Annotated in this window: 23 protein-coding genes; 13 read left to right on the plus strand and 10 right to left on the minus strand. The window is 66.8% G+C overall.

Annotated features, from left to right (window positions below; genetic code table 11):
* Positions 1-170: 170 nt before the first annotated feature.
* From FRZ61_RS08380 to FRZ61_RS08390, 3 genes are all read left to right on the plus strand, one after another.
* Complete coding sequence (locus FRZ61_RS08380; RefSeq protein ID WP_151116539.1) at positions 171-608, plus strand: DMT family transporter; 438 nt, start codon at positions 171-173, stop codon at positions 606-608.
* Positions 609-886: 278 nt separating this feature from the next.
* Positions 887-2557 carry a GMC family oxidoreductase gene (locus FRZ61_RS08385; protein WP_151116541.1) on the plus strand — a complete coding sequence of 557 codons (1671 nt, stop codon included), beginning with the start codon at positions 887-889 and terminating at the stop codon, positions 2555-2557.
* Between the two features lie 3 nt (positions 2558-2560).
* Entirely contained in the window at positions 2561-2998 is a 438-nt protein-coding gene (locus FRZ61_RS08390) for a hypothetical protein (RefSeq protein ID WP_151116543.1), read from the plus strand.
* A gap of 87 nt (positions 2999-3085) precedes the next feature.
* On the opposite strand, the gene metA is transcribed toward FRZ61_RS08390, so the two are convergent.
* The 4 genes from metA to FRZ61_RS08410 all read right to left on the minus strand — a co-directional run bounded on the left by metA (position 3086) and on the right by FRZ61_RS08410 (position 6760).
* The gene (gene metA / locus FRZ61_RS08395; RefSeq protein WP_151116545.1) at positions 3086-4006 is read right to left on the minus strand and encodes a homoserine O-acetyltransferase MetA; all 921 of its coding nucleotides are present in this window, start codon (positions 4004-4006) and stop codon (positions 3086-3088) included.
* A 129-nt stretch (positions 4007-4135) separates the two neighbouring features.
* Positions 4136-4828: an MBL fold metallo-hydrolase gene (locus FRZ61_RS08400; RefSeq protein WP_225309178.1), complete on the minus strand. Its 693-nt coding sequence runs from the start codon at positions 4826-4828 to the stop codon at positions 4136-4138.
* Positions 4829-4833: 5 nt separating this feature from the next.
* On the minus strand, positions 4834-5553 hold the full coding sequence (locus tag FRZ61_RS08405; RefSeq protein ID WP_225309179.1) for a GntR family transcriptional regulator: 720 nt from the start codon (positions 5551-5553) through the stop codon (positions 4834-4836).
* A complete protein-coding gene (locus tag FRZ61_RS08410; protein ID WP_151116547.1) occupies positions 5543-6760 on the minus strand; it encodes an NAD(P)/FAD-dependent oxidoreductase in 1218 nt (405 codons plus the stop codon). The genes FRZ61_RS08405 and FRZ61_RS08410 overlap by 11 nt, the downstream gene beginning before the upstream one ends.
* Positions 6761-6926: 166 nt before the next feature.
* Between FRZ61_RS08410 and pcaD the strand changes: the two genes are divergently transcribed.
* From pcaD to FRZ61_RS08450, 8 genes are all read left to right on the plus strand, one after another.
* Complete coding sequence (gene pcaD / locus FRZ61_RS08415) at positions 6927-7775, plus strand: 3-oxoadipate enol-lactonase (protein WP_151116549.1); 849 nt, start codon at positions 6927-6929, stop codon at positions 7773-7775.
* Between the two features lie 102 nt (positions 7776-7877).
* Positions 7878-8978 (plus strand): sugar ABC transporter substrate-binding protein, encoded by a 1101-nt coding sequence (locus FRZ61_RS08420; protein ID WP_225309180.1) that lies wholly within the window; start codon positions 7878-7880, stop codon positions 8976-8978.
* A 134-nt stretch (positions 8979-9112) separates the two neighbouring features.
* Entirely contained in the window at positions 9113-9298 is a 186-nt protein-coding gene (locus tag FRZ61_RS08425) for a 2-hydroxymuconate tautomerase (protein WP_151116553.1), read from the plus strand.
* A gap of 80 nt (positions 9299-9378) precedes the next feature.
* Positions 9379-10134: an SDR family NAD(P)-dependent oxidoreductase gene (locus FRZ61_RS08430; protein ID WP_151116555.1), complete on the plus strand. Its 756-nt coding sequence runs from the start codon at positions 9379-9381 to the stop codon at positions 10132-10134.
* Between the two features lie 134 nt (positions 10135-10268).
* A complete protein-coding gene (locus FRZ61_RS08435; RefSeq protein ID WP_151116557.1) occupies positions 10269-11291 on the plus strand; it encodes an ABC transporter permease in 1023 nt (340 codons plus the stop codon).
* A 19-nt stretch (positions 11292-11310) separates the two neighbouring features.
* Positions 11311-12801: a sugar ABC transporter ATP-binding protein gene (locus FRZ61_RS08440; protein ID WP_151116559.1), complete on the plus strand. Its 1491-nt coding sequence runs from the start codon at positions 11311-11313 to the stop codon at positions 12799-12801.
* A gap of 49 nt (positions 12802-12850) precedes the next feature.
* Positions 12851-13261 carry a GlcG/HbpS family heme-binding protein gene (locus FRZ61_RS08445; RefSeq protein ID WP_151116561.1) on the plus strand — a complete coding sequence of 137 codons (411 nt, stop codon included), beginning with the start codon at positions 12851-12853 and terminating at the stop codon, positions 13259-13261.
* 288 nt (positions 13262-13549) lie between these two features.
* Complete coding sequence (locus FRZ61_RS08450) at positions 13550-14509, plus strand: IS110 family RNA-guided transposase (protein WP_151115166.1); 960 nt, start codon at positions 13550-13552, stop codon at positions 14507-14509.
* A gap of 53 nt (positions 14510-14562) precedes the next feature.
* Here the strand turns inward: FRZ61_RS08450 and FRZ61_RS08455 are convergent, their stop codons facing one another.
* The 4 genes from FRZ61_RS08455 to FRZ61_RS08470 are packed head-to-tail and all read right to left on the minus strand — an operon-like array spanning position 14563 to position 19189.
* Positions 14563-15441 (minus strand): amidohydrolase family protein, encoded by an 879-nt coding sequence (locus tag FRZ61_RS08455; RefSeq protein WP_151116564.1) that lies wholly within the window; start codon positions 15439-15441, stop codon positions 14563-14565.
* A gap of 28 nt (positions 15442-15469) precedes the next feature.
* A complete protein-coding gene (locus tag FRZ61_RS08460) occupies positions 15470-17449 on the minus strand; it encodes a (Fe-S)-binding protein (RefSeq protein ID WP_151116566.1) in 1980 nt (659 codons plus the stop codon).
* Between the two features lie 4 nt (positions 17450-17453).
* Positions 17454-18419: an electron transfer flavoprotein subunit alpha/FixB family protein gene (locus FRZ61_RS08465; protein WP_151116568.1), complete on the minus strand. Its 966-nt coding sequence runs from the start codon at positions 18417-18419 to the stop codon at positions 17454-17456.
* A gap of 2 nt (positions 18420-18421) precedes the next feature.
* Complete coding sequence (locus FRZ61_RS08470; RefSeq protein WP_151116570.1) at positions 18422-19189, minus strand: electron transfer flavoprotein subunit beta/FixA family protein; 768 nt, start codon at positions 19187-19189, stop codon at positions 18422-18424.
* 469 nt (positions 19190-19658) lie between these two features.
* On the opposite strand from FRZ61_RS08470, the gene FRZ61_RS08475 reads away from it, so the two are divergent.
* Together FRZ61_RS08475 and FRZ61_RS08480 are read left to right on the plus strand one after the other, a co-directional pair.
* Positions 19659-21296 carry a GMC family oxidoreductase gene (locus tag FRZ61_RS08475; RefSeq protein WP_151116571.1) on the plus strand — a complete coding sequence of 546 codons (1638 nt, stop codon included), beginning with the start codon at positions 19659-19661 and terminating at the stop codon, positions 21294-21296.
* Positions 21293-21718 carry a gluconate 2-dehydrogenase subunit 3 family protein gene (locus tag FRZ61_RS08480; RefSeq protein ID WP_151116573.1) on the plus strand — a complete coding sequence of 142 codons (426 nt, stop codon included), beginning with the start codon at positions 21293-21295 and terminating at the stop codon, positions 21716-21718. The genes FRZ61_RS08475 and FRZ61_RS08480 overlap by 4 nt, the downstream gene beginning before the upstream one ends.
* Positions 21719-21861: 143 nt before the next feature.
* Here the strand turns inward: FRZ61_RS08480 and FRZ61_RS08485 are convergent, their stop codons facing one another.
* Together FRZ61_RS08485 and FRZ61_RS08490 are read right to left on the minus strand one after the other, a co-directional pair.
* Positions 21862-22593, minus strand: a complete 732-nt coding sequence (locus tag FRZ61_RS08485; protein ID WP_151116575.1) for an MBL fold metallo-hydrolase — start codon at positions 22591-22593, stop codon at positions 21862-21864.
* 4 nt (positions 22594-22597) lie between these two features.
* A complete protein-coding gene (locus tag FRZ61_RS08490) occupies positions 22598-23896 on the minus strand; it encodes an SEL1-like repeat protein (protein WP_151116577.1) in 1299 nt (432 codons plus the stop codon).

Below are 23896 nucleotides of genomic sequence, written 5' to 3' on the forward strand. Positions count from 1 at the left end.
GTTCGGGTCGGGGAAGGGCGGGGCGCGTCTTGCAGGCGTGGCGGTGAAGAGGGTAAGTCTCGGGCGCCCCGTTGTCCGGGCGCATTCTCGCCGCCGGGGGGCGGCGAGGACAATCAGCCGGCATCATCCCGTTTTCCACAGCCCGCCGGATCATCCTAGAACGAGGCTCCATGCCATATATGCTGTTCGCCTTCATCGCGGGCGCGGCGCTGTCGCTGCAAGCGCTGATCAATGCGCGGCTGGCCGCCGGCCTCGGCGGCGCGCTGTGGGCCGCGGCGGTGTCCTTCTTCGTCGGCGGGGCGGGCCTGCTCGGCGTGCAGCTCGCGACCCGCGCGACCTGGCCCGCGATGGAACGCGCGGCCGCCATTCCCTATTGGGTCTGGTGCGGCGGGTTCCTGGGCGCGGTCTTCGTCTCCAGCGTCATCGCGAGCGTGCCGCGGCTCGGCAACACCTCGGTCTTCGGGCTGGTGATCTTCGGGCAATTGGCGGCCTCGCTGCTGCTCGATCATTTCGGCGTCCTGGCGACGAACCCGCATCCGGTGAACGCGGTTCGGCTGATCGGCGCGGCCCTCGTGCTCGGCGGCGCGGTCATGGTGCTGAAGGGTTAGACCGCACCTGCGAAATCGGTTTTTCGCAGTGCGAAAAACATGGCAGCGCCGGCACGATCCGCCCGGGCGTCTTATCCGACTTGTCGATCATATTGTCGACAATCTTGTTTGCAAAGTGACGCTGTGCCATCGTTCGCTCCAGCGCAATCGCCTCCTTCCGACAAATCGACAAGGACGCCTTGATTCTCCGGGGTCTCGAGCGTCTCGACCAGGGACCGAGCGGGCGCGCGAAGGCGGCTGCCAAGCCGTGAGAGAGAACGCCAGGAGGACTCTGAGGAATGAGCGAGGATCGCAATCCCTCCAGCCGCGCCCCCAAGCGCGGCGAGGAAGTGGATGTCTTGATCATTGGCGCCGGCCCGTCGGGCTCGGTCGCCGCCAAATATCTGTCGGCCGCCGGGATGTCGGTGGTGACGCTGGAGCAGGGCAACTATCCGGACCGCGACAAGTTCCCGGGGCGGCGCCCCGAATGGGAGCTGGTGAGCCAGCGGCAATGGCATCCCAACCCCAACATGCGCGACATGCCGCGCGACTATCCGGTCGACACCTCGGAGTCCGACATCAACCCGCTGATGTTCGCCGGCGTCGGCGGCAGCGCCACGATCTATGCCGGCCACTGGACGCCCTTCCTGCCTTCCGATTTCCGCGTCCGCACGCTCGACGGCATCGCCGACGACTGGCCCTTCACCTACGAGGATCTTCTGCCCTATCTGGAGCAGGTCGAATGGGATGTCGGCGTGTCGGGCCTGCCGGGCAATCCGGCCTATCCGCCGAAGAAGGCCTATCCCACGCCCTGCCTGCCGATCGGCAAGGTCGGGCGCAAGGCGGCCGAGGGGCTGGACAAGCTCGGCTGGCACTGGTGGCCGGGCACGAACGCCATTCCCTCGCAGCCCTATAACGGCCTCAATGCCTGCGTGCGCCGCGGCACCTGCATGACGGGTTGCCCGGAAGGGGCCAAATCCACCACCGACGTCACCTACTGGCCGGCCGCGATCAAGAACGGGGCCAGGCTGGTCACGGGCGCCCGCGTCCGGCAGATCGAGGTCGACGAGCGGGGCCTTGCCACCGGCGCCGTCTATATCGACGAGAACGGCCGCGAGCATCGCCAGAAGGCGAAGGTCGTGATCGTCTGCGCCAACGGCATCGGCACGCCCCGCCTGCTGCTGCTCTCGGCCTCGAAGCGCTTCCCCGACGGGCTCGCCAACTCCTCGGGCATGGTCGGCAAGCGGCTGATGATGCACCCCTTCTCGGCGGTGCTCGGGATCTATGACGAGGATCTCGAATCCTGGCGCGGGCCGTTCGGCCAGAACATCTCCTCCTATCAGTTCTACGAGACCGACGAGAAGCGCGGCTTCATGCGCGGCGCCAAATGGGGCGCCATGCCGGGCGGCGGGCCCCTGGGTGCCACCAGCTTCGTCGGCACCAAGGTGTTCGCGGGCGCCACGGCCAAGGTCGGCGACATGTGGGGCAACAATCTCCACGAGATGGTCGACCGCCGCTTCGGCCGCAGCATCGTCTGGGGGATCATCGGCGAGGATCTGCCGGAGGAATCCAACCGCGTGGTGCTCGATCCGACCATGACCGACACCGACGGCATCCCGGCGCCGAAGCTGCTCTACAAGGTCTCGCAGAACTCGCACGACATGCTGAAGTTCCATGTCGCGCGCTGCCTCGAGGCGGTGGAGGCGGCGGGCGCCATCGAGACGGCGGTCGTGCACCAGATGCGCGACACCGGCTGGCACCTGCTCGGCACCTGCCGCATGGGCGACGATCCCAAGACCTCGGTCGTCAACCCGTGGGGCCAGTCGCACGACGTGCCCAATCTCTACATCCTCGACGGCAGCACCTTCCCGACCTCGGCCGGCCTCAACCCGACCGCGACCATCATGTCGGTGGCGCTGCGCCAGGCGACACGGATGATCGCCGAACGTCGCAACCAGAAGGCGGCCTGACCCATGAGCAAACCCGCAACCGCGAAACTGTCGGCCGAGGACCGCGCCATTTTCGGCGGTATCGCCGATTTCCTGATCCCGAAGACCGCGAAGATGCCGGCCGCGACCGAGGTGGGCGTCGCCGCGGCCGGGATCGACGATGTGCTGAAGTTCCGCCCCGACCTGATCGAGGATTTCCATCGCGGCCTCGAGAAGGCGAAGGGCCTGTCGGGGGCGAAGGGGGCCGAGCTGCTCTTCGAGAGCGACAAGGAGGCCTTCGGCGCCGTCAGCCTGGCGGCCTCCGGGGCCTACTACATGTCGCCCGTGGTCCGGAAGATCATCGGCTATCCCGGCCAGGAGAGCCTGACCTACGACAATCACGAGACGCCGGACTATCTGACCAACGGCATGCTCGAACGCGTCGCGCGCCGCGGCCCGACCTACAAGCCGACGCCGAAGTGAAGGCCGGCGGACCCTCGCTGCCGCTCGCGGCGGCGAGGGATTCCGTGGGTCACGAGGATGCGGGCCGGCGGCGGCGAGGCTGTCGCCTCAGCGCTTGCCGATCTCGTCGCTGTCGAACGGCACGGTCTGATAGAGCTGGTTGATCCAGTTGCCGAACAGCAGATGGGCATGGCTGCGCCAGCGGTTCTCGGGCTGGCGGGTCGGGTCGTCTTTCGGGAAATAGTTGCGCGGCACGGCGATGGGCTTGTTGGCCGCGACATCCCGGAAATACTCGTCGCTCAGCGAGTTGGAATCGTACTCGATATGGTTGAACATATGGAGCGACCGGTAGCGCGGGTCGTCCAGCAGGCAGAGGCCGGCCTCGTCGGACTCCATCAGCACGGTCAGCCCGCTCTTCGCCGGGATGTCCTCGCGCCGCACCTCGGTCCAGCGTGAGACGGGGATCTGGAAATCGTCGGAGAAGCCCCGTAGGTAGGGCGAGGCGGGGGCGAGATTCCGGTGGCGGTAGACGCCGAACGCCTTGGCCGGCAGCGGGTATTTGGGCATGCCGTGGAAGTGATGGACCGCCGCCTGTGCGCCCCAGCAGATGTTGAGGCTCGCATGCACGTTCGTCTGGGTCCAGTCGAAGATGCGGCGCAGCTCGTCCCAGTAGGTCACCTGCTCGAACGGCATCTGCTCGACCGGCGCGCCGGTGATGATGAAGCCGTCGAAGCGCTCCGACCGGACATCCTCCCAGGAGCGGTAGAACGAGATGATATGCTCGCTGGGCGTATGGCGCGCCTCGTGGTTGGTGATCTTGACGAGCGTCAGCTCGATCTGCAGCGGCGTGGCGCCCAGGAGCCGCGCGAACTGGGTCTCCGTCTTGACCTTGTTCGGCATCAGGTTCAGCAGCCCGATGCGCAGCGGCCTGATGTCCTGGCGCACCGCATCGGCCTCGCCCATCACCATGACGCCTTCGGCAGCTAGGGTGGCGCGGGCGGGGAGGTCGTCAGGAATCTTGATCGGCATCGGTCTGCTTCATCAGGGATTGTCGGGCCGGGCGTCCGTCCGGTCGATCCGGGACCGCCTGGCCAGCCCGGCGGAACCGGGCGGCGCGGCGTAAACGCCCATCATATCGCGAATTTTATCGGAAAAGGACTAGCGAACGATCAGGTCGAAGGCGGCCCCTTCGTTCCAGCCGAACTGGCCGTTCGGCTGTTTGATCAGCTCGGGGAAATGGCCGGGGATGATGCGGTCGGCCATCTCCAGGATGCGTTTGATGCTGGCGGTGCTGGATGCGACCGTGTCGTAGACATTGTCGCCGCACTGCATGATGACTTCCTTGGCGTATTTGATCGCGTCGCCCGCGATCACCACGCAGCCGCGCTCCTTCGTGTCGAGCCGCACCGCGAAGCTGCCGGGCGTATGGCCCGGGGCCGGGAAGAAGCTGACGCCCGGATCGATCACGCCGTCGCCGTCGAGGATCTCCAAGTCGTAGCGCTCGAGCATCTCGTGGATGCCCCAGGGCATGAAGATGTCCTCGTGGTGGGGTGACTTCGCATAGCTCCATTCGGTCCGGCTCACGAACACCTTCGCCTTGGGGAAGAGGTCGATGTTGTGGCAGTGGTCGAAATGGAGATGCGAGAGGAACACCATCTTGATGTCGTCGCGCGCGATGTTGCGTTCGCGCAAGGCGGTGATCAGCCCCAGCCGCGAGATGTAGCCGGCCGTGTCGAACAGGAGATAGCCCCGCCCGGTCTTCACCAGCGTGACGTTGGACATGGCGAGGAAGCCGTCGCGCAGCCTCAGATTGTTGCCGCGGACGATGATGTCGTAGGTGATCTCGGCCAAGGCCGTCACCGCCGCGCGACGACCGTGAGCCGTTCCGGGACGGCGCGCTGGCTGCCGGCGGCGCCGGCCACGTCCCACCCGCCATGGGCGCGCTTATAGGCTTCGAGCGCGGGATAGATATGGTCCACACATTGCTTGACCAGCTCTTCCCGGTTGCCTTCCTTGATCGCGTCGATCATGGCGCGATGCTCGCGCCGCGACTGCTGCAGGAGCTCGGGGTCGCCGATCGCATAGCAGCGGATCGCGGTGGTGCGGATCCAGAAACGCTGGATGGTCTCGGTCAGGTAGCGGTTGTTGCAGGCCCCGAACATGGTCTCGTGGAAGACGTTGTTGAGCGTGCAGGCCGCCTTGAGCTCCATCTTGTCCACGTTCTCGGAATATTTCGCGTGGATCGCCTCGAGCTGGCTGACGAGTGAGCGGGGCGCGGGCAGAGGGATGCGCCGCGCGGCCTCGCCCTGGAGGAGGGCGCGCATCTCGTAGATCTCCTCGATCTCCTCGACCGAGAAATCGCAGACGATCACGCCGCGGTTCGGGCGGCGGGTAACGAGCCCCATCTGGTCGAGCGTGCTCAGCGCCGAACGCACCAGGTGGCGGCTGGCATTGAAGCGCTCCGCCAGCTCCTCTTCGACCAGGCGCTCGCGCGGCCGCAGCCGGCCGAAAATGATCGCCTGGCGTATGGAATCGACCAGGTCCGCCAGGAGTTTTTCGCTTGTTTCACGCGCCAAGGCTGTACTCGCTCTTCTCTTCGTTCCGATCCGATAGGAAAGCTAACCGATCCCGCGACGGTTGTCGGCCGTTAAAATCCACAATCACGCGTCTCACATAGTCGGCGATGGCAAGCGAGGAGGTCAGGCCCGGCGACTCGATGCCGTAGAGATTTACCAAACCCGGAACCCCGTGCGCCTCCTCGCCTTGGATCACGAAGTCCGCATCGCCGTTGGGGTTATCATACAGTTTCGGACGGACTCCAGAATAGTCCGGCACCAGCGCGCCATCCGGGAGGCCCGGCCAGTAGCGATGGATGGAAGCATAGAAACTGTCGGCGCGTTTCGGGTCAACCGCATAGTCAATCCTGTTGACCCACTCGACATCGGGGCCGAATCGCGCGCGGCCCGCGAGATCGAGGGTGAGATGGGCGCCGAGGCCGCCGCCGCCGGGCATCGGATAGATCAGATGGCGGAAAGGCGCACGCCCGTTCAGGCCGAAATAGTTGCCCTTGGCGAAATGGAGCGGCGGCACGCTGGCCGAGGGCACGCCCTTGATCGAGGCCGCGACCGGTTGCGCGCCGAGACCGGCGCAATTGACCACCGTCCGGCAGAGCAGGTCCATCGGCTCTTCCTGCTCGACATGGAGCAGGATCCCGTCCGGCGTCGCTTCGCCGCCCGCGACGCGCGCGCCGAACGCGATCATTCCCCCGCTATCCTCGAGATCCCCGCGATAGGCGAGCATGAGCCCGTGGCTGTCGATGATGCCGGTCGAGGGCGACAGGATCGCACCGACACAGCGCAGCGCCGGCTCCATCGCCTTCGCCTCGGCTTCGCTGAGCCAGCGTAGATCGTCGACGCCGTTCTCCCCCGCGCGCTGATGAAGCCGCTCGAGCTTCACGATCTCGGCCTCTTCGGTCGCCACCAGGAGCTTGCCGATGCGCGCATGGGCGACGCCGCGGCTCTGGCAGTAGTCGTAGAGCATCTGCTTGCCGGCGACGCAGAAGAGCGCCTTGAGCGAGCCCGGCGGATAATAGATGCCGGCGTGAATGACCTCGGAATTGCGCGAGCTGGTGATCGTGCCCATCGCCTTCTCGGCTTCCAGCAGCACCACCTCGCGGCCGGCCTGGGCGAGAGCTCGGCCGATGGCCAGGCCCAGAAGACCGGCTCCGATCACCACGACGTCGGCGGGTTCGCCCTTGCTGCCTGATTTTTGGGCGTCGCCCATGCCGGTTCAGCCTTCACTCCGCAAGATTGTTGACAAGCAGAGTATCTTACAGACAATGATGTTTACAATCTTGTCGACAATTTGAGCAGGCCATGCCGAAATATCGGGCGGGCCGGCAGCCAGCGGCGCGCAAGAACGCCGCGGCGGAAAACCAGGGAGAAGGCTTATGGCAACAGGCGAGGGGACTCTGCGCTGCAACGGCGCCGACCTCGCTTATCGGATCGATGGTGCCTCCGGCCGCCCGACCCTGCTTTTCAGCAACAGCCTCGCCTCGGACATGTCGATCTGGGACAACCAGGTCGCGGCCTTCAAATCCGATCATCGGATCGTCCGCTACGACACGCGCGGCCATGGGCGCTCGTCCCTGCCGGAAGGCACGCCGACGATCGACGATCTCGCCTCCGACGCCATCGCGCTGATCGATCAGCTCAAGCTGGGACCGGTGCATTTCGTCGGCGTTTCGCTGGGCGGCATGCTGGGGCAGGCGCTCGCCGCCCGGCGCCCCGACCTCCTGCGTTCGCTCACCCTCTCCGATACCTCGAGCGAGACCGACAAGCCCGAGATCTGGGAGCCGCGCATCCAGGGGGCGCTCGCCGACGGCATGGCACCGCTGGTCGAGGGCACGCTCGAGCGCTGGTTCACGGCCCCTTTCCGCGCGGCGCATCCCGAGCGCATCGAGCCGGTGCGCCGGATGATCGCGGCGACGCCGGCCCAGGGCTACGCCGCCTGCGCGCGCGCCATCCAGGCCATGCGCCAGACCGCGATCCTGGCGAAGATCGTCACGCCGACCCTGGTCATCGTCGGCCGCGAGGACGGCTCGACGCCGCCGGCGGCGGCGGAGCGCATCGCCAAGGCCATCCGCGGCGCCGAGCTCGTCGTGATCGAGCAGGCGGCGCATATCCCGCCGATCGAGCAGGCGGAAACATTCAACCAGCATCTGCGCCGCTTCCTGTCGAAGGCGGCGGCGAAGGGGGCCTCGTCAGCGGCGTCGGGCCCGGCGGCGGCGTCGAGTTGAGGTGAATTCGGGTATCGGGCCCTTCGAGGGCCCCAACAGAAACCGGAGAGTGGGCGAGCAGTTCGTCCCACGTCGGGACCGGTGATGAGGAGGAAACCAGACGTGACTAATAAATTTCTCGGAGAAGAATTGCGCGAATGGCTCGATGTCTCGCGCCGCGAATTCATGCAGCGGATCAGCGTGGGGGCTGCATCGGCTGCGGTGGCGAGCTCGGTCATGGCGAAGTCGATCAGCGCCGACGAGCTGCGCGACCATGTGCAGGTCGCGGACTCCGGCAAGAAGGTGAAGGTCGGCATCGGCCTCAATTACGGCCCCTTCAACCAGCCCTGGCGGCGCGGCTGCTGGCGCCTGGTCAAGACCGTGCTCGACGGCGGCGGCGAGATCGTCGCGGTCCGCGGCGAGCCCTCCAAGGACAGCGAGCAGCAGTCGGAGCGCCAGCTCCTCGACCGCGGCATCGACGTGCTCTGCCTCGGCATCTATTCGCAGGAATCGGAGACGGCCTTCATCGTCGACGAGGCGAAGAAGCGCGGCATCAAGACGGTCGGCTTCGCCGTTCCGGTCAAGGACTCCCCGGCGGTGGTCGAGGATACCTGGGGCACCGCGATGGTGATGGGCTACCAGATCCAGAACGTCCTGCAGCGGCAGGGCACGCTGGTCCAGACGGCCGAGGATCGCGGCTTCTACACGCCGTTCGACATGGAAGGCGACCTGCTCGAGCTCATGACCAAGTATGAGCCGCGCATGAAGGTGCTGCCCTTCATGCCGGGCAGCACCTCGACCAACGACCAGATCTCCAAGGGCCGCGAGAACGCGCTGGCGCTGCTCCAGGCCAATCCCGACCCGAACAGCATCCAGGCGATCGTGTCCTGGTGGTGGCCGCTGACGCTCGGCGCCGTGCAGGCGCTGAAGCAGATGAACCGGAAGGACATCAAGGTCTTCAACCACTACTTCTCGGACCAGTTCCTGGGCGAGTTCCAGAACCCCGACAACACCATCGAGTTCAGCACCGACACGCCCTGGCACATCATGGGCGACAAGACGGGCGAGCTCGCGCTGGCGCTGGGCCGCGGCGAGGACGTGAAGCCGAACGTCTATCACGTGCCGGTCACGTCCATCACCAAGGACCAGGCCGCGAAGTCGCTGGCCGAGATCCAGGACATGGACAAGCAGGCGATCGCGCTGCTGAAGCAGTACGGCGGCTGATATCGAGTGGCGGCCGGGCGTTTTCCGGCCGCTCGCGAGGCGAAGGGCCGGCCCTGGGGCGCTGCTCCGGGGCCGGTCGTCCTTTGCCCGCAAGGGACGTGACGGAAGTTTCATTGTTGCGAGAAGGGAATCCAATGCCGGTCGTACAGGTGCATCTCAAGGCGGGGCGGACCACGGAGCAGAAGCGCCGGCTGGTCGAGAAGATCACCGACAGCCTGGTGGAGATCGCCGGCGCCAATCGCGAGCGCGTGCATGTGATCATCGACGAGGTGCCCGCCGATAGTTGGGGACGGGCTGGCAAGCTGCTGTCGGACGACTGAAACGGTTATCAGGAATGCCGGCCGCGGCGTTTCCCCGGGGGGAGCGGGCGGGACCGGATCAGCAGGAACGGAAGGGAATCATGGGCGAGCGTCTCAAGGGTAAGCGGATCATCATCACCGGTGCCGCCACGGGCATCGGCAAGGAAGCGGTCAAGCAGTTCGTCGCGGAGGGCGCCAAGGTCGTCATCGGCGACATCAACGACAAGGACGCGGCCGCGACCGCCAAGGAGTTCGGCTCCGCCGTCCATTTCATCCATTGCGACGTCACCAGCGAGGACAGCGTCAAGGCGCTGATCGACGACGGCGCCAAGTGGCTGGGCGGGCTCGATGTGCTCTGCAACAACGCCGGGCTGCAGCATTCCGGCAAGGTCACGGATTTCGACCAGAAGCGCTGGGACGCGCTCATGGCCGTCAATGTGCGGGCGCATTTCTTCGCCTCCAAATACGCGGTGGCGCATATGCGCAAGGCGGGCGGCGGCTCGATCATCAACACCGCCTCGCTGGCCGGCCAGCGCGGCGGGCCGGGCATGACGGCCTATTCGGCCTCGAAGGGCGCGGTCATCGCCTTCACCACGGCGCTCGCCATGGAGCTGGCGGGAGACAGGATCCGCGTCAACGTGATCTGCCCGGGCTGGGTCGACACCCCCTTCAACAACCCGGCCATCGCCTTCATGGGCGGCCGCGAGGCGCAGGAGCGGGCGGTCAAGGCGATCGTGCCGCTGGGGCGCCAGGGCGTGCCCACGGAGATCGCGCCCATGTTCGTCTACCTGGCCTCGAACGAGTCCTCCTATATGACGGCCCAGGCGATCACCATCGACGGCGGCGTCTATAACTGACCCGCTGTCGCCGGCAGGCATCGACCTTGACCAAAGGCAGCCCGGGACTCCGGGCCGCCGTCGCAATATTGTAGTTTGGCAAATCAATCCGTTCGGCTTCGGCGCGACGGCGGCAGGATAGGCGGAGAACTCCCATGGCGGCGACATCGACAGAAACCAAGACGGCGGCCCCGGCGGCCAAGCCGGCGGCGAACGGAGGGGAAGGCCTCGGGCTCCGGTTGCTGCGGCGGTGGGGGACGATCACCATCATCGTCCTGGTGGGGATCGGCTTCTCGGTCTCTTCGCCCTGGTTCTTCACCGTCTCGAACTTCAACAACATCCTGTTCTCGATGATCGTCAGCTGCCTCGTCTCGATGGGGCTGACCTATGTCGTCATCGCCGGCAGCTTCGACCTCTCGATCGGGCTCACGGTGACGACGGTCTCGATCGTCACCGCTTACCTGATCCCGGTGGTCGGGCCCTGGGTGGCGATCGTCGGCGCCTTGCTGACCGCGGTGGTGATCGGGCTGCTGAACGGGCTCCTCGTCACCTACGGACGGCTCTCCGGCATCGTGGTGACGCTCGGCATGATGTTCGTGCTGGGCGGCGTGAACATCTTCCTGACCAACGGCTACCAGATCGCGGTGGCCTATACCGAGAAGCCGTTCCTCTATATCGGGCAGGGCACGATCGGCCCGGTCGCGGTGCCCGTCATCATCCTGCTCTGCGTCTTCGTGCTGGCGCACCTGCTGGCGACCAAGACCAAGGTCGGGCACTACATCACCGCCGTCGGCGACAACCCGATGGCGGCGTTCTATTCCGGCATCAAGGTCTATCACTGGGTGATCCTGTCCTTCATGCTGTCGAGCTTCATGTCCGGCGTGGGCGGCGTGATCCTGACCTCGATCTCGACCTCCGCCCAGCCCTCGGGCAACTCGAACTATCTGCTCGAGGCCTTCGCTGCCGTGTTCCTGGGCGCCACCATCATGGGCCGGGGCAAGCCGCACGTGCTGGGCACGCTGCTCGGCGTGTTCTTCCTCTACATGGTCAGCGCCGGCATGAGCATGCTGGGCTTCCCCTTTGCGATGCGCCAGCTCTTCATCGGGCTCGTGCTGATCCTCGCCGTCGGCGCCAATGCGCTGCTGAACCGCGAGGAAATCCACCTGAAGTTCATCTGAGCGGCGGGATGGATCGGCCATGACCGACACTCCGATCGTCGAATTCCGCAACCTGGGGAAGGAGTTCTCCGGAACCCGGGTCCTGCGCGGCGTCGACCTCAAGTTCGAGCGCGGGGAGGTCCACGGCCTCCTCGGCGAGAACGGGGCCGGCAAATCGACTCTGATCAAGATCCTGACCGGCGTCTATTCCCACTCCGAGGGCGACATCCTCGTCGAGGGCAAGCCGGTCACGATCTCGAGCCCGATGGACGCCCACAAGCTGGGCCTGGGTGCCGTCTACCAGGATGCCGAGCTGATCGGCAGCTTCACGGTGGCGCAGAACGTCGTGCTCGGCGGCGAGCCCGGCCGTTTCACCCTCAACCGCAAGGCGATCCGCGACCAGGGTGCGCGCATCCTCAAGGAGATCGGGCTCACGCTCGATCCCGATCGCGTGGCCTCCTCGCTCTCGGCCGCCGAGGCGCAGCTCGTCATCCTCGCCACCCTGTTCCAGCGCAAATACAAGCTGATCGTGCTGGACGAGCCGACCGCGCGCCTCTCGGCTTCGGAAGCCGAGCTCCTGTTCCGCCTGATCCGGCGGTTCCAGGAGGAGGGCATCACCATCATCTACATCTCCCACCGCCTGGGCGAGATCCGGCAGCTCTGCGACCGGATCACGATCCTGCGCGGCGGCCGCGTCTCGGCGACGCTGGCGGGAGCCGACATCACCGAGGAACGCGTGACCGAGCTCATGGTCGACCGGACCAAGAACGAGCTCGAGGTGTTCAATCCCGGCCTGGCGCGGCCCGAGAACATGCTCCAGGTGGCCGAGCTGAGCTGCGAGCACCTGGCGCCCCTGAGCTTCGAGGTGCGCGCGGGCGAGGTGCTCGGGCTGACCGGGCCGGTCGGCGGCGGCATGGAGCTGGTGGCCCGCGCCGTGGCCGGGCTGGTGCCGCATCATGGCGAGGTCAAGATCGCGGGCCAGAAGGCCGACATCTCGACCCCCAACAAGGCGCTGACGGCCGGCATCGCGCTCATCCCCGAGGATCGGCGCAAGCAGGCGCTGTTTCCCAACATGTCGGCCGCCGACAACATCGCGCTGCCGGTGCTCTCGCGCCTCAGCCATGGCGGCTACATCACCGAGCGTGCCAAGTTTGTCTATGCCGACCAGGTCATGAAGCGCCTCCAGGTCAAGCCGCCGACGCCGGCCAAGGCGATCAAGTTCTTCTCGGGCGGCAACCAGCAGAAGGCGGTCATCGGCAAATGGATGAGCGCCAAATGCCGGGTCTATATCTTCGTCGAGCCGACCTCGGGCGTGGATGTCGGCGCCATCCGCGACATCTACGAGATCATGCTGGGGCTGGCGCGCGACGGCGCCGCCGTCATCCTGGTCAGCTCCTCGATGCGCGAGATCATGGCGCTGGCGGAGAACGTCATCGTCATCCGTGACGGCAAGGCGATCTATCGCGCGCCCAAGGCGAAGTGCACCCACGACCAGCTGCTCGGCATCTCCATGACCGGGCGCGTGGCCTGACGCTTCCAGCGATTCGACCCCTCATTCCGAACAGACAGGAGAAGAAGACATGACCGAGATTTCCGCCGATCGCGCCCAGAAGGGCATCGCCGCCGCCGCCGCCAAGGCCAGGGAAATCGGTTCGGCCCACAGCATCTCGATCGTCGATTCCGGCCGCAACCTGCTGGCCTTCCACCGCATGGACAATGCGCTGCTGGCGAGCATCGAGATCTCGCAGGGCAAGGCCTACACGGCGCGCTCGCTCAACATGAAGACCGGCGACGTGACGCAGTATGTGCAGCCGGGCGGCCCGTTCTACGCGATGGAGACCTCGCACCGCACCCCGCTCGTGGTGTTCGGCGGCGGCCTCCCGGTCGAGCTCGGCGGCAAGGTCGTGGGCGCGGTCGGCGTGGCCGGCGGCTCGATCGATCAGGACGTCGCCGTCGCCGAAGCGGCGATCGCGGCGATCACCAAGGGCTGACGCCTCAACTATCCCCTCCCCCGGAACGGGGGAGGGTGAGGGAGGGGGCTGCTCGCTGTCGGACACCGAGCGGCCCTCTCCCTAACCCTCTTGTATGAGCGAGATGTGAGAGCATGGAGCGTGGTCCGGGCCGGGGTGGCCACCCCGGCCCGGACTGTCGGTTGTCGGATCGACACCCTCGAAGTCTTCTGGACTGCGCGGGAGCGGGATCGCAGCCGACCCTTCATCGGACCCGGATGGTTGCAAGAACACCCTGGTTCGGATCAACGCAAGGTGGGGTCGACGAAGATGAGCAAGTCTATCACGGAAACGGCGGGTATCGACGTGTCGAAGCGCAAGCTCGATGTGGCGTTGGCCGCTGGGCCGGACCGGCTGCAGGCCAGCAACGATCCGGCGGGATACCAGCAGATCGAGAGCTGGCTGCGCGAGCATGGGGTCGAGCGGGTCGGGTTGGAGGCGAGCGGCCATTACGAGGCGGCGGTGGCGGCGCATCTTCGCCGGGTGGGGTTTTGCGTCGTGCTGCTCGATCCGGCTCAGGTGAAAGGCTTTCGGCGGTTCAAGAAGAAGCGAGCCAAGAACGACAAGATCGATGCTCGCCTGATCGCGGTGGCGACGGCGGACATGGAGCCCGACAGCATCCGCCCGGCGCCCGATGAACGTTTGGCGCCGTGGGCCGAGCATCTCACCCTGATCGAGCAGATCGGCGAGGATATCAGCCGGCTGAAGACCCGGCGCGATCGCTACAGCCTGCCGGCGCACAAACGCTATCTCGAGACTGAGATCACCCGCCTGTCCAGGCGCCGCGACAGGGAAATCGTCCGGCTGCTGGCCAAGCTCCGCCGTCACCCCGACCTGGCTCTCAAGCTGGATCTGCTGGAGAGCATCCCCGGCCTGGGCCCGCTCACCGCCCTCAGCTTCGTCCTGCGCATGCCCGAGCTCGGCCGCATGACCCGTGCCGAGGCCGCCGCCCTGGTTGGTGTCGCTCCCTTCGACGATGAAAGTGGCGAGCATACCGGTGAGCGCCATATCGCCGGCGGCAGAAAACGGCTCCGACGCAGCATCTACCAGGCCGCCTTCTCTGCCTCTCAGCGCTGGAACCCCATCCTCCTGGCCCTCTACAAGCGCCTTATCGCAAAGGGCAAGCACCACAAGGTCGCCACCGTCGCTTGCGCCAGGAAGCTAGTTGAGATCGCCAACGCTATCCTCGCCAGGGCTACTCCCTGGCAGGATAAAGCCGTCACTCCATGATCCCCGCACGATCATGGTTGCTCCCGGAAGTGGGAGAGGGGACAGGAAATCCATCAGTCGTAAAGCTGCTTCGGATTCTCGACGAGGATGCGCCGGCGCGCCGTCTCGTCCGTCACCCAGTCTCCCAGCAGATCGGTCAGCGGGCCGTCGTCGGGCATCGCCAGCTTGTTGGCGGGGTGCGGCCAGTCCGTGCCCCAGACGCAGCGCCCGGGTGCCGCTTCGGCCAGCGCCCGCGCGATCGGCGTCACGTCGGCATAGGGCAGGTCCGGCCGGCGCGTGAAGAGATAGGGCCCGGAGAGCTTCACCCAGGCCTCGCCGCCCTTCAGCATCGCCAGGAGCTCGCGGAAGGCGGGCAGGCCCGTCCCGGCCGAGGCCGGGAAATGACCCATATGGTCGATCACGACCGGCAGGCGCAGCCGCTTCAGCGCCGGGCGCAGCTCGGGCGTCTGCGAGATGTCCAGCAGGAACTGGATATGCCAGCCCAGCGGCCGGATGCGGTCGGCGATGGCCTCGGCCGCCGCGAAGGAGACGCCGCCGCGGAAGAGAAGGTTGATCCGTACCCCACGCACGCCGACCGCGTGCATCGCCTCGAGCTCACGGTCGGAGATCGAGGGGTCGATCACCGCCACGCCCCGGAGCCGGCGCGGCTCGGCCTTGAGCGAATCCACCATCATGCGGTTGTCGGTGCCATAGACCGAGGGCTGCACCAGCACCCCATGCTCGACCCCCAGCAGGTCGAGGAGTCCCAGATAGCGCGCCAGCGAGGCCGCGGGCGGCGTATAGCTGCGATCGGGCCAATAGGGGTAGCGGTCCGTCGGGCCGAACACATGGCAATGGCAGTCCCAGGCGCCGGCCGGCAGGGCCAGGCGCGGACGGCTGGGGCTCGGTTGGGGCGGGGGAACCGGCGGCGGTTCGGCGGTCGGTGACGTCATGGCGGCCCTCCGGTGAGCCGAGCGAGGCCTAGGCGAACAGCTCGGCGATATCCTTCACCTGGATCTTGTCCTCGACCGCGAGCGACTGGACGGCCGCGGTATACATGACCAGGTCCTTGGGGCAGGCGACCGCGAAGATGGTCGCATCGCCCAGCGCCAGCGCCTCGCGGATGCGGTTCTCGCTCGGGCGCTCCTTCACGCCGGTATCGTCCTGCCAGATGCGCCCGCCGCCGGCGCCGCAGCAGAAGCTGTTCTCGCGGCAGCGGGCCATCTCGTGGAGCTTGTAGCCGAGCTCGGCCATGATCTGGCGCGGCGGCTCGAAGCCGTTGTTGTAGCGGCCGAGATAGCAGGGGTCGTGATAGGTGACGGTGCCCTGGACCTTCTCGTTGGCGGCCTTGGCGATCTTGCCTTCGCGCATCAGCTCCAGCAGGAGCTGGGTGTAATGCACCACCTCGTATTCGGCGCCTTGGGCCGGATATTCCTGGCGCAGCGCGTTGAGGCTGTGCGGGTCGGTGGTCATGATGCGCTTGAAGCTGCAGTTCCCGAGCGCCTCGATATTGTGCTCGGAGAGGGTCTGGAACAGGCCCTCGTCGCCGACCCGGCGCACGTCGTTGCCGCTGTTCTGCTCGGCGTCGTAGAGGATGCCGAAATCGACGCCCGCCTTCTGCAGCAGCCGCGCCACCGTCTGGGTGATGCGCTGGACGCGCGGATCGTAGGAGGCGTAGTCGCCGACGAACCAGAGGATGTCGACCTCCTCCTTGCGCGCATCCTTGATCTTGAAATCGAGGCCCGAGGTCCATTTCGCGCGCATGCGCGGCGGCTTCTTGAAGGAGTTGCCGTACTGCTGGAAGCTCGCCATCGCGTCCTGGATGCCGGGCGTCACATGGCCTTCCTCGACCATGTGGCGGCGCATGTCGATGATCTTCGGCACATGCTCGATATGGAGCGGGCAGACCTCCATGCAGGCGCGGCAGGTGGTGCAGGACCAGAGGGTCTGCTCCGAGATCACGCTGCCGACCAGCGCCTCGAGGTTGGAGCCGGCGGCCGGTACCGCGGCGGGCGCGGTGGCGGTATGCGTGACGGTCTCGTCGATGAGCGCGTCGCGCATGTTCATGATCAGGATCTTGGGGCTGAGCGGCAGGCCCGCGGCATAGGCCGGGCAGGCCGCCTGGCAGCGGCCGCATTCGGTGCAGGAATAGAGATCCAGCATCCCCTTCCAGTCGAGCGCGCGCACGTCGGAAAGCCCGATATGGGCGGCCTTGGGATCGGGCGTGCGCGACTGGCCCTTGGGCCCGATATTGCGCAGGAAGATGTTCGGGATCGCTGCGAACATATGGAGATGCTTCGAGCCCGGGATATAGGTGAGGAAGCTCAGGATCACGCAGACATGGACCCAGTAGAAGACATGGGCCGCCCGGTCGGCGCTCTCGCCCTCGAATCCCAGCGCCTCGAGCAGCCGGGCGATGGTCGAGCTCAGGGGCCGCCAGGGCGCCGACGGATCGCCGCCGGCGGCGATATGGAAGGAGAACTCCAGCAACATGCTGGTCACCACGCCGGTGACCAGGATCAGGATGACGGTCGCATCCTTGTTGTTGGAGCCTTTGAAGCGCGCCGGCTTGATGACATAGCGGTTATAGAAGGCCATGCCGACGCCGATCATGATGACGACGGCGAAGACGTCCTGGAGCAGGGCGATCACGCTGTTGCCGCCGACCGGCGCCAGGCTGAAGCCCGGGAAGAGCCCTGAGCCGAAAGCCTGGACGATCGCGGTGAAGAGCACGATGAAGCTGCTGAAGATCATCGCGTGCAGGATGCCCGAGTAGCGGATATTCAGCAGGCGGCGATGCAGCAGGACGTTCGGCACCAGGCCCCAGAGCCGCTCCCCGATATGATCGAGCCGGTCGATCCCCGGCGCGCTGAACATCGGGCGCAGGCGCAGGAAGAAGCGATAGCCGGCGAAGGAGAAGGCCAGCAGCATCAGCGCCGCCAGCACCAGGGGCTTGGCCATGACGTCAGGCGTTCCGCGTGTTCAGCCGTTCCGTCAATGCCGGCAGCAGGTCGAACAGGTCGCAGGTGGTGCCGATATGGGCGACGTCGAAGATCGGCGCCTTGGCGTCCTGGTTGACGGCGACGATGAAGCCCGCATCGCGCATGCCCTCGAGATGCTCGGGCGCGCCCGAGATGCCGACCGCGACATAGAGCTTCGGCTTCACCTTGTGGCCCGACTTGCCGACCTGCCGGCTTTTCGGCATCCAGCCGGCATCGACCACGGGGCGGCTGGCCGAGACCACGGCGCCCAGCGCCGTGGCCAGGGCCTCGGCGATCTCGATATTGGCGGCATCGCCGATGCCGCGGCCCACGGAGACGAGGCGCTCCTGCTGGGTGATGTCGACGTCGCCCGATTCCTCCTTGAGCGCCTCGACGAAGCCGGTGCCGAGGCTGCCCAGCGCCGCCGGCGGCGGGAGCACGACGGTCTCCGCGGCTTTCGCGGCCGCCTCGCCCTTGAAGGTGCCGGGATTGACGGCGGCCACGGCGGGCAGCCTGGTCTCGGCGACCGCTTCGATCTTGCCGCCATAGACCTGGTTGGTGGTGGTCAAGAGGTCGCCCGCGAGGGAGACGGCCATGCAATAGCTGACCACCGGCCGGTCGGTCGCGATGGCCGTGCTCGCGGCGAGGTCGAGCCCGATATAGGAGTTCGTCAGCAGCACCAGGTCGGGCTTGCGCGACTTCACCGTCTCGACCAGCACGGCCTGATGCGCCTCGGGCAGGTACTGAGCCAGCGCGGGATGCGAGACCGTCAGGACGCGGTCGGCGCCGACGACCTGCGATGCGATCGGCGCGGGATCGGCGGCGAGCACCAGCGCCTCGACCGAGCCGCCCGCGGCGTCGGCGAGCTGACGCGCGCCGGCCAGCGTCTCGAGGCTCCCGGCCGAGACGGTGCCATCATGCGCTTCGACGTAAACCAGGATGACGGACATGATTACTTGCCTCCCACCAGGCCGCGGCCGACGAGCGCGTCATAGATCTTGCCCGCGACCTCCTCGGCCTCGCCTTCGATCATCTCGGCGCCCTGGCCGCGTGCCGGCCGGCGCATCTCCTTGACGGTTCCGCTGCCGCCGGCGCTCGCCGTCGCGGACAACGTCTCGATCTTGGTGCCCTGGATCGCCTGGCGCAGCTTGGTGCCCGAGACGTAGCGGGGCGGCTGCGAGGCGGACTGGATGCCCAGCACCGCCGGCAAGGCGAGGGTGAGGCGCGCAGCCCGGCCGGCGCCATATTCCTGCTGGATCTTCACGGCGTTGCCTTCGGCCTGCGCGCCGGTGACGCCGCTGGCATGTGGGCGGCCCATCAGGGTGCCGAGGAAGGGCACCAACTGGCCGAACAGATCCTCGGGCGTCTGCACGCCGGCCAAGACCAGGTCGGGCTTGAGCTGGGGCAGGGTCTCGCTCAGCAGCTTGGCGAAGCTGCGGGAGTCCAGGTTCGTCTCGCCGCACTCGATCTTGACGGCCCGGTCGGCGCCGCGCGCGACCGCGGACTGCAGCACGCGATCGATACCCTCGACGGCAATGCCGAGCGCCGTGACCGTCGCGCCGGTTGCCTCTTTGATGAGCACGGCTTCTTCCAGCGCGTGATCGTCGAACTCGCAGAGCTTGACGCCGATCCATTCGCGGTCGATGTCGGTTCCCTGCTCATTGACCTGGATCTCTTCGAGCAGGTCGGGAACCAACCGGACCACGGTGACGATGTGCATTCCTGGATTCTCCTGAAAGCGAAGACCGGCCCGATGCGGATCAGACGGCCGAGGCCGGAACTCGAAGCACCGATGATGCGGGAAGGAAGAGCCGGGACCGTGGGAACAGGCCGGCGAACAGAGGGTGCGTTTACGAGATCTACCTGGAGCCTGAAGAACACCTCATGCCGACACACCCGAACGCGACAAAACCGCGACCGCGACGCCGCGAGCGCCGTTGCGGTGAGTGTGGGACCGTGCGCAGAACGGCCCCCGAGCGAAGCCATTCTTCTGCCCAGAAATCTAGCATCGACGCCGCCAATTTTGTCAACGATAATGTCGACAATCTTGGCGCTCCATCGACCCCATGGCAAGATGAGCACCGGCCGTTTCCGCCAGGTCCCTGGCGGATTCCAGCCTTTCGCGGACGCCGCCAGGGAGGCCGCGAAAGAGAGAACGAAAAACGACAAATAGAGAGAGAAGAGCTCAGATGGCAAGTGCGGGAAGCGACCGGCGCGGCGAGAGCGCCGACGTCCTGATCATTGGCGCGGGGGCCTCCGGTTCGCTCGCGGCGAAGCATCTTTCGGAGAACGGTTTCAAGGTCGTCTGCCTCGATCAGGGCCCTTGGGTCGACAACAAGGAATTCGCCGGCGCGCGGCCCGAATGGGAACTGATGGCCCAGAAGCGCTGGCATCCCAATCCCAATGTCCGCGATCTCGAGAACGACTATCCGGTCGACACCTCGGAATCGGACGTCAATCCGCTCATGTACAACGCCGTCGGCGGCAGCACGATCCTCTGGGCCGCGCATTGGCAGCGTTTCATGCCGTCGGACTTCCGGGTGAAGACGCTCGACGGCGTCGCCGACGACTGGCCCTTCACCTACGAGGAGCTCGAGCCCTTCTACGAGCAGGCCGAGGAGGAGATCGGCGTTTCCGGTCTCGCCGGCGATCCGGCCTTCCCGCCGGGCAAGCCGCTGCCCCTGCCGCCGCTGCCGATCGGCAAGATCGGGATGAAGGCCGCCGAGGGCATGAACAAGCTCGGCTGGCATTGGTGGCCCGGCCCCAACGCGATTCCGTCGAAGTCCTATCGCGGACGCAATGCCTGCGTGCGCCGCGGCACCTGCCTGACCGGCTGCCCCGAGGGCGCCAAGGCCTCGATGGACCTGGTCTATTGGCCGGCGTCGCTCAAGAACGGCGTCAAGCTGATCACGGGTGCCCGCGTGAAGGAGGTCCTGGTCAATGACCGCGGGCTTGCCACCGGCGCCGTCTATATCGACCGCCAGGGACGCGAGCGCACCCAGAAGGCCGGCATCGTCATCGTCTGCGCCAACGGCATCGGCACGCCGCGCCTGCTGCTGCTCTCGACCTCGAAGCGCTTCCCCAACGGCCTCGCCAACAGCTCGGGCCTGGTCGGCAAGCGGCTGATGATGCATCCCTACGCGGCCGTGACCGGCGTGTTCGAGGAGCCGCTGGAAAGCTGGCTCGGGCCCGCCGGCCAGACCATCCAGTCGATGCAGTTCTACGAGACCGACAAGTCGCGCGGCTTCGTGCGCGGCGCCAAGTGGCAGGTGATGCCCTCGGGCGGTCCCTTGGGCATGCGCGCCGCCTATGGCGGACGCCCGCTCGAGGAGGCCTGGGGCGCCAACCTCCATCGCAACACCAAGCGCGTCTTCGGCCATGCCTTCGAGTGGGGAATCATCGCGGAGGACCTGCCGGAAGAATCGAACCGCGTCGTGCTCGATCCCAAGCTGACCGATTCCGACGGCATCCCGGCGCCGAAGCTGATCTACAAGAATTCCGAGAACACGAAGAAGCTGATCGACTTCCACCTGGCGCGCGCACAGGAGGCGATGAAGGCCGCCGGCGCGGTATCGATGACGATCACGCCCCTGATGCGCGATTGCGGCTGGCACCTGATGGGCACGGCGCGCATGGGCGAGGATCCGGCGAGCTCGGTCATCGACCAGTGGGGCAAGGCGCACGACGTGCCGAACCTCTTCATCTATGACGGCAGCACCTTCGTCACCTCCTCGGGCTTCAACCCCACGGGCACGATCTGCGCGGTGGCCTTGCGCTGCGTGAAGCATTTGATCGCCAACCGGCGCGACCAGGAGATTGCGGCATGAGCACGGGCCTCAACGACGACGACCGCAAGACCTTCGCCGGCATCGCCGATGTGCTGATCCCGGCGGCCGAAGGCATGCCGGCGGCGAGCGAGATCGGCATCCAGGGCGAGATCCTCGACAAGGTGCTGGGCTTCCGCCCGGACCTGCGCGAGAACCTGCTCCGGGGCCTGCGTGCGGTGAAGGGCAAGGCCGCGCGCGAGGCGGCCGAGTTCCTGAACAAGACCGACGGCACCGCCTTCGGCGCCATCAGCCTCGCCGCCTCGGCCGGCTATTACATGGATCCGAAGGTGCGCAAGCTCATCGGCTACCCGGGGCAGGAGAACCGCCCCTACAACGCCGACGAGACGCCGGAATATGTGCGCAACGGCATGCTCAAGGTGGTCTCCGACCGCGGGCCGATCTACAAGCCGACGCCGAAGTGAAGCGGTCGAAAGAAGGGGCACAGCCTCAATGATCCCTTCCCCCGTTCAGGGGGAAGGTTAGGAAGGGGGGGTGCTCGGTCTGGGATCAGAAACCGAGCAGCCCCCTCCCTGACCCTCCCCCGCGAGGGGGGAGGGGACCGATACTAGGCGCCGCGCTTCTCGTTGAGATAAGCGTCGATCAGCGCCACGAACCGCTCCCGGCCGAAGCTGGGGAAATGGCCGCCATGGACCACGCGCACCGGCAGGTCGCGCAGGCGCTCCATCGAGCGGATATAGGCCGCGATGTCGGAATGGTAGGCGTCGTCGATCAGCGGCCCGTCATAGACGGTGTCGCCGGCGAAGAGAATGCCGCTGGCGGCTTCCCACAGGCCGATCGAGCCCGGCGAATGGCCGGGCAGGTGGAACACCTCGAAATGCCGGTCGCCCAGATCGACGATGTCGCCGTCCTCCAGGACCCGCGTCGCCGGTGCCGGCGTCACCTGATAGGCGGGCGGATCGAAACCGCCGGGCGGCAGGCTGGTGAACATCTCCTCGGTGGCATAGAGCGTCGCCAGCGTCTCGTCGCGGCCGGGATGGGCGAGGAGCGGCGCTTCGGCCGCGTGGATGGCGCGCTCGGCGAACTCGTGGTGATTGCCGACATGGTCGAAATGGACATGGCTCGCGACGGCGAATTGCGGGCGCTCGGCCAGGAAGGCGACGTGGCGACGCAGGCTCACCACGCCGAGGCCGCTGTCGATCAGGAGATCGCGCTCGCGCCCCCGCACATGCCAGATGTTGCAGCGGTAGAACGGCTTGATATGCGGCTCGTCGATATGGGTGACGCCGTCGCCGACGGCCCGCACGCGATACCAGCGATCCGCGGTCACAATCTCCATGGGCTCAATGGGTCTCGTTGTGGTCGGGAAGGATGTCCATCTGGTCCGCCTCCTGGGCGGTCGAGGCCGGGTTCGCGGTCGCGAGCCAGGCCTGCACCTGCTCCTCGGCCCGCTCGATGTCGCTGTGCGACAGGCGGTCGGCGATGCGGTCCGCGGCGGCGGTCGCGTGCTTGTGCTTCTTGGCGGCGGCGAGGCTGTACCAGAAATAGCTGCGCGCCAGGTCGAGGTCGACGCCGTCGCCGTTGGCATAGAGGATGCCGAGGCGATACATCGCATCGATGACGCCGCCCTCGGCCGCCTGCTCGTACCAGCGCGCCGCCTGCACGCCGTTGGCGAGCACGCCGTAGCCATGGTCGTAGGCGAGGCCCAGCCGATAGGCCGCCAACGGCTCGCCCTGTTCGGCCGCCTTCTGGAACCAGTGCACGGCTTCCTTGTCGTCTTCATGCAGGTTGCCGGTGCCTTCGGCATAGCCCACCCCCAGCATGAGCTGGGCCTCGGCATTGCCGGCCTCGGCCGCGCGCTTGTACCAGGCGATGGCGGCGTCCCGGTCCTTCCGGGTGCCGCGCCCGTCCTCGGTCATGCGGGCGAGATCGACGGCGGCGCGATTGTTGCCGGCCTCGGCCGCGACCAGGAACCAGCGCACGGCCTGGCCGTCGTCGCGTTCGATGCCGCGGCCCGTCGCGTAGGCGAGCCCGAGGTCATAGGCGGCATCGGTATCGCCGGCCTCCGCCGCCTCGCGCAGCAACCCCGCCGCCTTGCCCTCGTCCTTGGGAATCCCGTCGCCGGTGAAGAGCATCTGGCCGAGCCGGCTCTTGGCCTGGATCGATCCATGCCCGGCCGCGCGCTCGTACCAATAGGCGGCCGCCGGCTTGTTGCCGCTGACGCCATTGCCCTGATAGTAGGCGTCGGCCAGCGTCAGCTGCGCCTCCGGCCTGTCGCCCTCATAGGCATCGCCGAAGGTGACGACGAGCCGGCCATTGTCGATGGTGAAGCCGCGGCCGGAGGCGCGCAGCGTCTTGAGCTCGTCGGCGGCCTCGCCGACGCCCTGGTCCGCCGCCTTCTGGTACCAATAAGCGGCCTGGATCTCGTCGGGGACGCCGTCATAGCCGCGCTCGCAGAGCAGGCCCAGGACGAACTGGGCACCGGCATTGCCGGCCTTGGCCAGGGGCTCGGCTTCCTTTCGCGCCGTCGCATAGTCGCCCTCCTGGAGAGCCTGGAGCGCGCTGTCGACGCCGTCCGCGCGCAAGGGGGCCGTCACCAGCAGCGCCGCGAACGCAAACGGCAGCAGGAGCGGGCGGAACAC

This window comes from Hypericibacter adhaerens, from assembly GCF_008728835.1.
GTDB classification, from domain to species: domain Bacteria; phylum Pseudomonadota; class Alphaproteobacteria; order Dongiales; family Dongiaceae; genus Hypericibacter; species Hypericibacter adhaerens.

Bases quoted from the DNA above. Each gene is read 5' to 3' on its own strand.
- FRZ61_RS08380 (WP_151116539.1), top strand. From the start codon at position 171: ATGCCATATATGCTGTTCGCCTTCATCGCGGGCGCGGCGCTGTCGCTG.
- FRZ61_RS08385 (WP_151116541.1), top strand. From the start codon at position 887: ATGAGCGAGGATCGCAATCCCTCCAGCCGCGCCCCCAAGCGCGGCGAG.
- FRZ61_RS08390 (WP_151116543.1), top strand. From the start codon at position 2,561: ATGAGCAAACCCGCAACCGCGAAACTGTCGGCCGAGGACCGCGCCATT.
- metA (WP_151116545.1), bottom strand. From the start codon at position 4,006: ATGCCGATCAAGATTCCTGACGACCTCCCCGCCCGCGCCACCCTAGCT.
- FRZ61_RS08410 (WP_151116547.1), bottom strand. From the start codon at position 6,760: ATGGGCGACGCCCAAAAATCAGGCAGCAAGGGCGAACCCGCCGACGTC.
- pcaD (WP_151116549.1), top strand. From the start codon at position 6,927: ATGGCAACAGGCGAGGGGACTCTGCGCTGCAACGGCGCCGACCTCGCT.
- FRZ61_RS08425 (WP_151116553.1), top strand. From the start codon at position 9,113: ATGCCGGTCGTACAGGTGCATCTCAAGGCGGGGCGGACCACGGAGCAG.
- FRZ61_RS08430 (WP_151116555.1), top strand. From the start codon at position 9,379: ATGGGCGAGCGTCTCAAGGGTAAGCGGATCATCATCACCGGTGCCGCC.
- FRZ61_RS08435 (WP_151116557.1), top strand. From the start codon at position 10,269: ATGGCGGCGACATCGACAGAAACCAAGACGGCGGCCCCGGCGGCCAAG.
- FRZ61_RS08440 (WP_151116559.1), top strand. From the start codon at position 11,311: ATGACCGACACTCCGATCGTCGAATTCCGCAACCTGGGGAAGGAGTTC.
- FRZ61_RS08445 (WP_151116561.1), top strand. From the start codon at position 12,851: ATGACCGAGATTTCCGCCGATCGCGCCCAGAAGGGCATCGCCGCCGCC.
- FRZ61_RS08450 (WP_151115166.1), top strand. From the start codon at position 13,550: ATGAGCAAGTCTATCACGGAAACGGCGGGTATCGACGTGTCGAAGCGC.
- FRZ61_RS08455 (WP_151116564.1), bottom strand. From the start codon at position 15,441: ATGACGTCACCGACCGCCGAACCGCCGCCGGTTCCCCCGCCCCAACCG.
- FRZ61_RS08460 (WP_151116566.1), bottom strand. From the start codon at position 17,449: ATGGCCAAGCCCCTGGTGCTGGCGGCGCTGATGCTGCTGGCCTTCTCC.
- FRZ61_RS08465 (WP_151116568.1), bottom strand. From the start codon at position 18,419: ATGTCCGTCATCCTGGTTTACGTCGAAGCGCATGATGGCACCGTCTCG.
- FRZ61_RS08470 (WP_151116570.1), bottom strand. From the start codon at position 19,189: ATGCACATCGTCACCGTGGTCCGGTTGGTTCCCGACCTGCTCGAAGAG.
- FRZ61_RS08475 (WP_151116571.1), top strand. From the start codon at position 19,659: ATGGCAAGTGCGGGAAGCGACCGGCGCGGCGAGAGCGCCGACGTCCTG.
- FRZ61_RS08480 (WP_151116573.1), top strand. From the start codon at position 21,293: ATGAGCACGGGCCTCAACGACGACGACCGCAAGACCTTCGCCGGCATC.
- FRZ61_RS08485 (WP_151116575.1), bottom strand. From the start codon at position 22,593: ATGGAGATTGTGACCGCGGATCGCTGGTATCGCGTGCGGGCCGTCGGC.